15 protein-coding genes and 1 pseudogene are annotated in these 10,596 nt (G+C 34.5%); 1 reads left to right on the forward strand and 15 read right to left on the reverse strand.

The annotated features are described in order from the left end of the window. Nucleotides 1-103: 103 nt before the first annotated feature. The 3 genes from H4J52_RS14680 to H4J52_RS14690 form a co-directional block, all read right to left on the reverse strand. Nucleotides 104-538, reverse strand: coding sequence for a GNAT family N-acetyltransferase (locus H4J52_RS14680; protein WP_182179476.1), 435 nt, complete (start codon nt 536-538; stop codon nt 104-106). A gap of 78 nt (nt 539-616) precedes the next feature. After that, nucleotides 617-778: a hypothetical protein gene (locus H4J52_RS14685; protein ID WP_182225014.1), complete on the reverse strand. Its 162-nt coding sequence runs from the start codon at nt 776-778 to the stop codon at nt 617-619. 422 nt (nt 779-1,200) lie between these two features. Further along, entirely contained in the window at nt 1,201-1,533 is a 333-nt protein-coding gene (locus H4J52_RS14690; RefSeq protein WP_182179480.1) for a hypothetical protein, read from the reverse strand. Nucleotides 1,534-2,324: 791 nt separating this feature from the next. On the opposite strand from H4J52_RS14690, the gene H4J52_RS14695 reads away from it, so the two are divergent. After that, the gene (locus H4J52_RS14695) at nt 2,325-2,777 is read left to right on the forward strand and encodes a hypothetical protein (RefSeq protein ID WP_182223885.1); all 453 of its coding nucleotides are present in this window, start codon (nt 2,325-2,327) and stop codon (nt 2,775-2,777) included. Nucleotides 2,778-2,864: 87 nt separating this feature from the next. On the opposite strand, the gene H4J52_RS14700 is transcribed toward H4J52_RS14695, so the two are convergent. The 12 genes and pseudogenes from H4J52_RS14700 to H4J52_RS14755 form a co-directional block, all read right to left on the reverse strand. Then, nucleotides 2,865-3,308: a DUF6326 family protein gene (locus H4J52_RS14700; protein ID WP_182179483.1), complete on the reverse strand. Its 444-nt coding sequence runs from the start codon at nt 3,306-3,308 to the stop codon at nt 2,865-2,867. A gap of 117 nt (nt 3,309-3,425) precedes the next feature. Beyond that, on the reverse strand, nt 3,426-3,971 hold the full coding sequence (locus H4J52_RS14705; protein WP_182179485.1) for a hypothetical protein: 546 nt from the start codon (nt 3,969-3,971) through the stop codon (nt 3,426-3,428). A gap of 118 nt (nt 3,972-4,089) precedes the next feature. Further along, the gene (locus H4J52_RS14710; RefSeq protein ID WP_182179487.1) at nt 4,090-4,689 is read right to left on the reverse strand and encodes a helix-turn-helix transcriptional regulator; all 600 of its coding nucleotides are present in this window, start codon (nt 4,687-4,689) and stop codon (nt 4,090-4,092) included. Nucleotides 4,690-4,820: 131 nt separating this feature from the next. Further along, nucleotides 4,821-5,894, reverse strand: a pseudogene (locus tag H4J52_RS14715) (IS3 family transposase). Between the two features lie 311 nt (nt 5,895-6,205). Beyond that, entirely contained in the window at nt 6,206-6,664 is a 459-nt protein-coding gene (locus tag H4J52_RS20550) for a GFA family protein (protein ID WP_182179489.1), read from the reverse strand. Nucleotides 6,665-6,796: 132 nt separating this feature from the next. Then, nucleotides 6,797-7,057 (reverse strand): Txe/YoeB family addiction module toxin, encoded by a 261-nt coding sequence (locus H4J52_RS14725; RefSeq protein ID WP_182179491.1) that lies wholly within the window; start codon nt 7,055-7,057, stop codon nt 6,797-6,799. After that, nucleotides 7,050-7,304: a type II toxin-antitoxin system Phd/YefM family antitoxin gene (locus H4J52_RS14730; protein ID WP_182179493.1), complete on the reverse strand. Its 255-nt coding sequence runs from the start codon at nt 7,302-7,304 to the stop codon at nt 7,050-7,052. The genes H4J52_RS14725 and H4J52_RS14730 overlap by 8 nt, the downstream gene beginning before the upstream one ends. A 540-nt stretch (nt 7,305-7,844) precedes the next feature. Continuing rightward, nucleotides 7,845-8,234 (reverse strand): hypothetical protein, encoded by a 390-nt coding sequence (locus H4J52_RS14735; RefSeq protein ID WP_182179507.1) that lies wholly within the window; start codon nt 8,232-8,234, stop codon nt 7,845-7,847. A 122-nt stretch (nt 8,235-8,356) separates the two neighbouring features. Then, the gene (locus H4J52_RS14740) at nt 8,357-8,656 is read right to left on the reverse strand and encodes a type II toxin-antitoxin system RelE/ParE family toxin (RefSeq protein WP_182179509.1); all 300 of its coding nucleotides are present in this window, start codon (nt 8,654-8,656) and stop codon (nt 8,357-8,359) included. Then, nucleotides 8,644-8,901 carry a type II toxin-antitoxin system Phd/YefM family antitoxin gene (locus H4J52_RS14745; RefSeq protein WP_182176863.1) on the reverse strand — a complete coding sequence of 86 codons (258 nt, stop codon included), beginning with the start codon at nt 8,899-8,901 and terminating at the stop codon, nt 8,644-8,646. Before H4J52_RS14745 ends, H4J52_RS14740 begins: the two co-directional genes overlap by 13 nt. A 160-nt stretch (nt 8,902-9,061) precedes the next feature. Further along, nucleotides 9,062-9,391: a hypothetical protein gene (locus H4J52_RS14750; RefSeq protein ID WP_182176862.1), complete on the reverse strand. Its 330-nt coding sequence runs from the start codon at nt 9,389-9,391 to the stop codon at nt 9,062-9,064. A gap of 236 nt (nt 9,392-9,627) precedes the next feature. After that, entirely contained in the window at nt 9,628-10,017 is a 390-nt protein-coding gene (locus H4J52_RS14755) for a hypothetical protein (protein ID WP_182225016.1), read from the reverse strand. Nucleotides 10,018-10,596 lie beyond the last annotated feature (579 nt).

Here is a 10,596-nt window from a genome sequence, read left to right on the forward strand (position 1 = left end):
AAAATGGTATAGTGCGTATGACCTAATAAAGCCTAAGAATAACTGACTGAAATTTATAGGGCACGAACAAGGACCCACTGTTATTGTTCGGTTTAATGCCTGATTATAATGAGCTCACCAATCCAACCGCTATTGCCTGCGGTTCATTACTAAAAATAGCCATAGCCGTATTCATTTTTTTAAAGCCAAGTTTACTATAGAAGCCCTCTTTACCCGGACTCGCATACAAAATTATTTTTTTATGACCAAAAGATAATTTAATTAATTGTTTAATAATATCACGCCCCAACCCAATACCTTGGTATTTAGGATGAATGGCAACATCGCATATATATGAGCAATCAAGTCCATCAGCTAACGCTCGGCCAACCCCAATAAGTTTTTGGTTTTCAAAAATAAAACACTTAAATTTACTATTCGAAAATACAGTTTTAAGGTCATCTGCTGGTTTATGACCTAATGGCGCAATACGATATAATGTGGATAATTGTTCCCAATCAATGGCAGATTGTTCATAGACCCATGAAAATTTTTGCATAGATTCCTTTAAATATAACGCGTAATTAAACAGCAAAAAATAATGAACTAACGCTGCGAAGTATAAACTAGTCGGTGTTTAGTGGGTATTTGAGTTATTTGTTATATGCATTTTAGCCAAACCTTGGTTTATTTTATGTTGCATATAAATAACATGGAATATTGAGGTAATAAATGGGTTTAACCAAAGTTTGTCACCTTTAGTAGCACCAGCAATTAAATTAATACGTTTACGCACCATAATTATCCATGTTACATCGAAAATAGAGGATATTACATGAAAACCAATTATAACATTTAAAATACCAGGTTCCTGCCAATTGGCTAGCGCATGAAGTAAGCTACCCAATGAAAGTGTATATAAAAAAGGGTTATAAAAATAAAAGTTTTAGATATTTTTAATTCGGTATGCCGGTTTATTTGAACAGAGAATTGATATAGCTTGTACATCAAATATGAGCCAAGTGTTAGCACACAAAGCACTAATGTCTTTAATACTGATGCAATAGCAAAGACTCCAGTAAATCCGTTTTTCATTTATACCTCCTAACCCTTTTGTCTATATAACGTCTGACTTACTGATAAAAAACAGTTAACTATAATCTACAAGATAAGAATATAACAATTTAAGGTACTCGTAATAAGTGTCCAGTTATAAAGTATTTATACTACCGTAAATGAAAAGGTTAATTTACAATCAATATACTTAAGCATGCGATTAACTATTGTGGGTATATCAATGGTATTAGTTCCTGAACCAGAGCTTACTGAAATGAATATATCACAATCATCTATCTCAACTCTTTGGCGTACATAATAGTCATTTATCTCATCAAAATGTTTATCTGTTAATGGCACATAAACAACATAACGGTTATTTTCAACATGATTATCACGTATAGCCCCTAATATCTCTCGCTCTAGCGTAAAAGCTTGCATCTTATCTAAGTGATTAAATCTAAAGCTTATTTCTGCTTCAGTGTTTAAGTTTTCCATCTGACCCTCTTTGCTTTATTAGCTGCCAACGGTTTATTAGCCGTTTGAGCGCATTATTATGTTTTAAGCATACTTTTTTATCTACGTATATCATTGTAATATTTTTATTCGCGTCAAAATAACAATAAGACACATTATTTTTAAGTCTCTAAAGATTTTTATATCTTCTATAGTACAAACAGACTTTTTAATATTTGGTGAGCTAGCATAGCATCAACAAAAGCATTCATGTCTACGTTATCTTTTCATAATTTGGCAATTGAAAGTTATACATAAATTTATTTTGTATACCTACCCGAACAAATAAGAGGGTATCTGAATCGATGTTATAGGTAAGTGGGCATTTATTTCACTCTCCGCACGCATAGAAAGCTTAACGTCACCTTTAGTAGGTTGAGTAAATAATCCACTACTACAGAGTTTCCAATAAATCTACGACCAATAAACACCAAGATTTATTACAGTACACAAACCGAAAAAATAAGTAAGTTCATTTACGCCAATCATTGATTAAATCTCCGTAATATTGCTTTTGCATAATACCCACTAAGAGGCAAATGATAGTTAGCTAAAATAAGCGACAAAGGAGCAAATAGCCAACTGTTATGCGAGCGTTTGAATGCCTTGTTAGCCGCATGTTGTCTAAATGTTGCATAGAAAGGAAATTGCATTTTTAGCTTATATTTAAGTTTGAATATTACATTAAAATACTTATACTTCCGCTGGCTTATAAGTTTAAGGAATGAACGATTTATAATTAATTCCAATAAACGCAGGTTAAAATTACATTTATGACTGTCATGGCACATCCAAATATACAAAATGTTAAGCGATATAGAATTCAAGATAAGGTGTTCGGTATTCAAGAGTACTTTTCTATTGCCAAGCATGGTGACAAAGCTAAAATTTTAGCAGAGAAAAGACAAGAAGAAATATCTCAAAAAAGACTATATCGCCAAATACGTATGCAGTTAGATATAAATAAGATATTTCATCCTGATGGAACAGTTATTGGACTAAAACGAACATTAAAAAATAAAAATGGTTCGATAAAAAAGATTTTACATATTCAAATTAGCGTAAATGGAAAACAGAAAAAAACTGATATAACGATTGATAACAAAACCTTTGAACAAGCATATCTTAAAGCTCAAAATAAAATATTGGAATTAAGAAAAATTGAGCACTCTCTTGAAATAACAGAAATATTTAAAAAAGTAGCAGGGTACTACAAATACAGCTAACGATTACATAAGCAGAAAATGACAGTGGGCTAAAATGGAGCGAAGCGAACAGAGCAGCTCCCACTTTTAGTCCTGTTGATTAGCTTGTTATACGTTACTTGCTAGTGATATATCCACTTTAGGCCATTTACATGCATACCAAATAATCGCCACTGAGAGTAGAACCGCTATCGCAGTTAAAAACAGGTAAAACACCCAAGTTTCTGTCAAATTAGTTGCAATAAGAATAACTATATAAAGTGTGCTCAGTATTATATTCAACCAACGATTGATCTTAGGTTGAACCACTAGGGTAAAAAATATCATCACACTTGGCATTGACATTAATAAAGCAACGGCAAAAAACTCTAATTGAGTTTCAGCCGTTGCTTTAACCGCCATAGCATCTGCCAATATTCCAGGTACATAAATCTGTATATAGTCACCGTAAACATAACAAAACATAACCGCTACCCAAAGGGCAGAAATCTTTAATTTTATATTGATTTTAAAATCTTCATAAACTTCCGTATTACTTTTAACTGAACTCATTCAAAACTCCCTATTATCGATAACGTATAACGCCCATATTAACGAGCTAAGTAATAGTTGGCCAAGATAGCGAAGAATGAGCACAGCCAACTGTTACGTGATTTGTTGAATTGTTTGTTATGTTTTTTTATTGAAGGACTCTAGTTTACCTTTGAAATTACCAACAGAATACAAACGCCCCTGTATATCTTGTATATATAAATTTTCTCCTTCATGTAATTCATCATTAATAAAGGCAACTAAATCGTTACTATTACCTGATATGGCAAGTTCTCTTTCAAAAAACTCACCTTCTTTCAATACCACACAAGTATTTTTAGTAGCAAATTGCTTTCTAATTTTTTCATTAACACCCTCGTAATTAGACGTGGAGTTAATATTATATGAAACTTCGGCATCAGGTTCCTTTGCTGGAATATCAAAGGTCATACCTTTAGCTTCAATTTTAAGCCCTTTAATAATAATAGGTCTACGCCCAATGTTTGCAATGGTTACCATAAGAGTTTTAGTTCCTACATTTTTTTCATGAAACCCGCGAAAGACACTAACTTCTGCCCAAGCTTCAATTTTTGAATTGTCTCGCTCAATGTTATAAATAGAGTAGATAGCAACAAACAATGCTATGGCTAGTGATATTATTGAAATTACTAGGGATAAATCCATATTTCCTCATAAAAATAACGCCCATTTAAGGGGCTGATAATAGTTTGCTAAAATGTGTAACGAAGCGGAACCGAGCAAACTGTTAGCAGTCCCGCTTGAAACCCTTGTTAATGGTATGCTAATAAAGCACTGATAATTTAGCGTATTCGGTTGTAATTTTAGTCCCACTCTCTGTTGTTGTAATTGAAGCTTTACCAATGGAGATTACAGAGTGCTCTAAATAAATATTAATACCACCACTGGAAGGAGATGATGAGTTAGTTTTCCAATTAGAGTCAATTACCACTTTATGCGACATACCTTTAGGTAAAAATATGACAACATTTTTATTGTATATACTGTACCCTTCATGCGTATTCGTTTTTATACTCTCCGCACTAATTGTTAAATTGGATGCCATACTTGTTGGCACGATAAATAGAACGCTGCTAAGTAATGCTAAAATAAATGAACAGAAAACTACTATCTTAGGTTTTGTTTTAGCCTTTGATTTTGGCTTTTTATTAATAACTTCAACTTTAGGTTCGAATAACATATCTACATTTAACTCAAAACAAGATGCTAATGCTTTAATTGTCTCTAAAGAGCCAGAACCATTATTTTCTACCCTTTGAATAGTTCTTAAACTCACAGCGCTGGCATCAGCTAAGTGTTGTTGACTCCAAGCTCTAATTTTACGTTCTGCTATAACTTTTTCAGCGTTTATTATCATTTCCATTTGTATTTCTCACACAGATAAATCGAAACTGTATCCTGTAAAAAAAATCCTTATTTGTATACGACATGTTTACGTCAATTTAACGACAGGCTGACCTGGTCAACTAAATTCAGACACCCTAGTTAAGTTCGCTAAGCTACCTTTTTCAATTCTCTTTCTTTACACTCAAATTCATTGGGGTTTTGATAACCAAGATATGAGTGCATTCTTTTGCTGTTGTACCACATCGTGATGTAGTTCAGCACATCTTGTTAAGCTGCATAACGTGTTCGATAGTTACGCCAATGCACGCGTTCTTTTTTTAAACTACCAAAAAAGCTCTCTGCTACCGCATCATCCCAGCAGCAACCTTTCTTACTCATACTACCAACAAAGCCATGTAACTTGAGTATTCGTCTATATTGATGACTCGCATATTGAACACCTTGATCTGAATGCACTATCAGTCCAGCCTTTGGTTTTCTTTGCCACATTGCCATGGTACAAGTTGAGCTTTCATTCTTGAACCCATGCTCCAACCGACAACTTTACGAGAGTACAGGTCGATTACTATCGCCAAATATAGCCAGCCTTCTGAAGTCCATATGTAGGTAATATCTTGCACCCACGCTTGGTTAGGTTGTTGCACATCAAAGTCTTGCTCAAGTTCGTTCGCGTAAACGGGCTTGTTGTGTTCGCTGTTTGTCGTTGCTTTATATTTTTTCTTGTAACGTACCCAAACGTTTGTTTCTTTCATTAATTGCGCTGTTTTTCCACGGCTAACTGGGAAGCTGAGTGCATTCAACGCTTTTTGAGTACGTCTTTGAGCCTTTCTTTTCTGATAACTATAATAATTGTTACTTTTTATACCCAGTACTCGACACATCAGTATCACAGGCCAGATCTTCTTATGTTGGGTAACAAACGAGTCTTTTATTTCGTTTCTATTGCAAAGAAGACCGTCGCTTTTTTTAATAGCTCACGCTCGATTTCTAGGCGCTTTACTTGAGCTTTAAGTTTACGGATTTCATCTTGCTCTGGCGTTAGCTTTCCATTCCCTCTAAAAGCATGACCATCATCATTTTCAGCTTCTTTGATCCATCGACCAAGCACTTGTGCACTGACGTCTAAATTTCTAGCGGCTTCTGCTACAGCGTAGTTTTATCTCTAACGAGTGCAATTGCATCTAGTTTGAATTCTTTTAGATAGGTTTTACAGTTTTTCATTTGTATCTCCAATTAAGTCTATTATGTCTTAACTGGGGTAGTCATATCAATTAGACCACGTCACAGGTATAAATAAAATGGCAGCCACTTTAAAATTTATAAAAAATTTAAATTTTTCAGAGCAATGAGGGCATACTTTAACTTTGCCAAATTTATTCAAAGTTTTAGAAAACAGACTTGTTTTTTATCGCAATGTGGACACTTCAACGTGAATACTCTTTAAATAACAGGCTAAAAATTGTGGGCTAAATGAAGCGAAGCGTAATAGCCCATACTTTTTAGTCCTTGTTGATTTTCTTGTTAGGCACGTTTTAGCCTAGACGTAGAATAGTGGAGACAAAACGACTTGATACTGCCCACTGACTGGGCCAATAGCCATTAAACTTTGGTAAATTATCATCTACATCATCAACCCGCCGATCATAAAACGAATGCAGAACTGGTTTAGGCAATTCATAATCTTTGGAGAAATTTTCTGCTGGGATAAAGGACAAGCCAAAGGCTGGAGCTAAAGGCAAAAATGCTACCACTGGGCTGTTGCATGAAGGACAAAAACCTCGGTTTACTGCAGGTGGAAAACGATGTTTAGCGAATCGGATTGTAGGATTAATAGGTTTAATCACTTGGTTAGATCTTACCGCAACAATATCAGCGAACGGCTTACGATAAACCTCTTGGCAAATTTTGCAATGGCATATAAATCGAATTACGGGATGATTTTTGACTATTACCTCACTCTCTTCGCATGGACATGAACAAGATGTTTGCATGGTGCCTCCTTCTGATTATCGGTATAAGTCCCTAACGTCTTGCTAAGTGGAAAATAATGGTTGGCTATAATTGCGAAGCGATGCCCAACTGTTATTTTTCCGTTTGAGCAACTTGTTAGCTACTGGTTATAATTAATAATGATAGCGACATGATATAACTGTTATATGACTATCACTAACGGCATATACTAGGCGATTGGATTCATCCACACGTCTAGAGCAAAAACCTGATAAATTTTCTTTTAGCGGTTCAGGCTTTCCGATCCCCTCAAATGGGGAACGTTTAGTGTCTGTAATTAATTTATTAATTCTTTTAAGCGTTTTTTTATCTTGCCCTTGCCAATATTCGTAATCAGCCCATGCATCATTGGTCCACGCTAACAACCTAGTCATTTAATATTTCTCGCTCAATCACTTGAGCTGATTTAAATTGCTCAATAGAACGGGTTAAGTGAACTACGTTAGCAGGTGACTTTAATAAATGAACAGTTTCCATCAAGCTGTTGTAATGATCCATAGACATAACAACAGCATCTTCAGAATCTCTACGTGTAATTACCGTATAATCAGCGTCGTTTACGACATGATCAAGTACAGATTTAAGCCCATTTCTTGCTTCAGTAAAAGATACAATTCTCATAATAGCCTTATTTTTAGTTGTACATTTAATAAGACAAGTCTAACTAAAAAGAGTCACTTGTGCAAGATGATGTACAAGTTTAGTTGAAGCAGCTAACGCCCACTTAAGCGGCAAAAAATTGTTGGCTAAAATGTAAACGAAGTGAGACAGCCAACTGTTTTTTGTCCGTTTGAATGCCTTGTTATGCGATTTTTACATTACACAAACTGCACAATTTATATAAATATTAGCGACATAAAATGCACATTTAAAAAACCACAGCATTGCGACACACCAAACCGTGAATTTTGAGCCACTAACGAAAAGTGAATTTACCACTTACCTGCTTTGGCGAAAAACTATTCAACCAAAAACTGAAATAGATTTAATTACGCGTAAATAACCAAGATAAAGAAAAGACAACTACCACAATTACATTTAATCGAATTCGCAATGCCGCATAACGCCACATTAAGCCACATTAAGCGGCAAAAAATTGTTGGCTAAAATGTTGAACGAAGTGAAAATAGCCAACTGTTTTTTGTCCGTTTGAGTAACTTGTTATATGCTATTTAAGTCGTAGCTTACTATATATTTTTTAAATTTACCGAAGAAAAAGGATACTTTAACATTTGTAACCACCGCACGATTAACCTTAATAACAACCTTTTTTGTGCTGTTTAATACTTTATTAGATGTGATGTCTACCCCATCTTGTGATAACAATGCAAAGGCTGCATAAAAGTCAATCTCATTTATTTTTTTAGGGTAAGTAATTTCTAGGTTTACCATAGAGTCATATGCTCTATTAGATTCAATTTGAGGGGTAAACCCTAATTCCACAGCTTGTTTTTGCGTTAACACTATTTCTTCAACAGGCCCGCTCAACGCAAACGATGTAGCAAAACTCATATTACAGGATATGAATAACAATAAAATAAAAGCGCGCAAAATTATAACCTCCCTATAGCATATAACGCCACGTTAAGCGGCAAAAAATTGTTGGCTAAAATGGTGAACGGAGTGAAACAGCCAACTGTTTTTTGTCCGTTTATACGCCTTGTTAGCCATATTTAGCTCTGTAGAAGAAATCTACGAAGATCTCGCTCTTGACGCATGACATGTAATATATAAACTTTGTCGCTATCCACTTTATAGAAAATACGACAAGGATCAACATTAACTTCACGGTAATTCAAGTTACTTAATTCAAGTGGTCTTTTACCTGATTCAGGATGCTCTTCTAACCTAGATATTTTATCAAATATTTTGTGAGTCAATTTCTTAGCCGCATCAATATTACTTAAAGCAATATACTCAGCAATATCATTTAAATCATCAAGAGCTGGAGATGTCCAAATTATTTCAGCCATTTGCTCATTTTCTCTTTTACTTCTTGATTCGAGAATGTATTACCGCTTTTAATTGCTTGCTCACCGCGTGCAACACCCTCAAGAATGGCCATTCGTTGCTGCATAAATTCATAATCGTCAACATCAACTAAATAAGCCGATGGTTGCCCATGCTCAGTAATTAACACCGGTTCTTTGGATATGTGAAGGTCAGCTAAAATTTTGGTAGCTTGACGCTTAAGTGTCGTAACAAGTTCAACTCTCATGATAAATCCTATTTAGAACTCAAATAATGTATCACTATAGTATCACAAAAGTTCGAGGTTACAACTATACAGCTAACACTTTGCTAAGCCGATAAAAATGGCTGGCTATAATAGCGAGGTACGAGCACAGCCAGCTGTTTGTGTCCGTTTAAGCAACTTGTTATTTTTTTTCTACTTTAATTGAATCATCTAGCTCTTCTCTTATTCCTAATAAAATCACTTTGAGTGCTATTTGAATAGCTTTATTGGCTTCATTTTCTAGGTCTTCAGGGGTGTGCATATATTCTTGATATGAAAGTGTATCGCTTTTATGGACTATTTTATTTCTTAGAGTCTCAAGTGACATCCAAGCCTCTCTGAGTCTATATTGTTTTAAAAATTTAGCTTCGCGTTTAGCTCCTTTAGCATGAAGATAAACTTCACCTGACGCACATGCTAAAATGATACAAGCAACCCAAGCCCCTGAGCAAAATACTCTTTCTAATTCCAACTCTAGTATTCTTGTTTGATCGGTAGATACACCGATCTATTTATCTCCGAGAGCTTGCCCAACATAGTAGGCAAACAAATCTCGTCTATATTGCCATATTTGTTGCGTTGGCATCGTTCCTGGGTGATTTTCGAATCTCAAAATGTAATCCTGATTGATGAAAAACTAACGCCCTAATAAGGGGCTAAAAATTGTTTGCTAAAATGTGAAGCGAAGCGAAACCGAAAAAACTGTTTTTAGTTCTGCTTAATTGGCTTATTAGGTGTACCCACCTTACTTCTAATTTGATTAAATAAGTTTTCTAAACCTGAATACTCAGACGTTAAAGGATAATCTTGTAATTGTTCCTCAAAGAAACCGAAGCTCTCAACCATATCCGGATCTAAACATTTAACTTTTAAAAAATAATGCAATATTTCTAATAATAATTTATCTAAATTAATTAACGAAAGGTTACCACCCTCAGAAATAATAGATAATCTTATATCAGCCAGTGTGATGAAGTAATGCCATTTCTCAGATAAAACGTCATCTTGCTTACAAACAACCACATAAGTTCTGTTTACACTCCCTTCACTCACCAAGGAAATAAAGAGCAAACCAACGAAGAATATAGATTTGAACATTACATATACACCTAACGTCCTGTTATTTGTCCCGCTTGAACAGCTTGTTAGCACTATTTTATGAGAACAACCAAACTTGATTTAATTTCACAGTTTTTACGAATGTAGAAATTTTTAACATATAATTCTTTAGTTTTATATTGCTTATCATGTACTTTAAATAATACGTCACCAGAAAAAATAGCATCATTAGAGTTTGACACCTCGACTATATTTTTCCATTTAGTAATATCAAAATCACAAGACTCACTAACCTTTGAAAAATTTTCGAGGTCAAATTCTTTAGATGTTGATTGGTTTTGATTTGCCGATAATGCAGCAAAACTTAAAATACTTACAAGTGATATTTAAATCCGTTTCAAGATTGATTTCCTTATAATGCTAACGTCTACTTAAGCGGTAAATAATAGTTGGCTAAAATAAGCAATGAAGGAGCAAATAGCCAACTGTTATATGTCCTGCTTGAATGGCTTATAGTTGGACCAATCCATTTATCAATCGATTAGTTTACTATATTTGATAAGTGGAATATGCCTCTGTTGGTTACGAATATTGAACGGCAAACATCCAATGTTTCTA

This window comes from Colwellia sp. MB02u-14 (genome assembly GCF_014076915.1).
GTDB lineage: Bacteria > Pseudomonadota > Gammaproteobacteria > Enterobacterales > Alteromonadaceae > Colwellia_A.

Bases quoted from the DNA above. Each gene is read 5' to 3' on its own strand.
- H4J52_RS14725 (WP_182179491.1), bottom strand. From the start codon at position 7,057: ATGACTAGGTTGTTAGCGTGGACCAATGATGCATGGGCTGATTACGAA.
- H4J52_RS14710 (WP_182179487.1), bottom strand. From the start codon at position 4,689: ATGGAAATGATAATAAACGCTGAAAAAGTTATAGCAGAACGTAAAATT.
- H4J52_RS14685 (WP_182225014.1), bottom strand. From the start codon at position 778: ATGGTGCGTAAACGTATTAATTTAATTGCTGGTGCTACTAAAGGTGAC.
- H4J52_RS14705 (WP_182179485.1), bottom strand. From the start codon at position 3,971: ATGGATTTATCCCTAGTAATTTCAATAATATCACTAGCCATAGCATTG.
- H4J52_RS14740 (WP_182179509.1), bottom strand. From the start codon at position 8,656: ATGGCTGAAATAATTTGGACATCTCCAGCTCTTGATGATTTAAATGAT.
- H4J52_RS14700 (WP_182179483.1), bottom strand. From the start codon at position 3,308: ATGAGTTCAGTTAAAAGTAATACGGAAGTTTATGAAGATTTTAAAATC.
- H4J52_RS20550 (WP_182179489.1), bottom strand. From the start codon at position 6,664: ATGCAAACATCTTGTTCATGTCCATGCGAAGAGAGTGAGGTAATAGTC.
- H4J52_RS14730 (WP_182179493.1), bottom strand. From the start codon at position 7,304: ATGAGAATTGTATCTTTTACTGAAGCAAGAAATGGGCTTAAATCTGTA.
- H4J52_RS14755 (WP_182225016.1), bottom strand. From the start codon at position 10,017: ATGTTCAAATCTATATTCTTCGTTGGTTTGCTCTTTATTTCCTTGGTG.
- H4J52_RS14745 (WP_182176863.1), bottom strand. From the start codon at position 8,901: ATGAGAGTTGAACTTGTTACGACACTTAAGCGTCAAGCTACCAAAATT.
- H4J52_RS14695 (WP_182223885.1), top strand. From the start codon at position 2,325: ATGACTGTCATGGCACATCCAAATATACAAAATGTTAAGCGATATAGA.
- H4J52_RS14690 (WP_182179480.1), bottom strand. From the start codon at position 1,533: ATGGAAAACTTAAACACTGAAGCAGAAATAAGCTTTAGATTTAATCAC.
- H4J52_RS14680 (WP_182179476.1), bottom strand. From the start codon at position 538: ATGCAAAAATTTTCATGGGTCTATGAACAATCTGCCATTGATTGGGAA.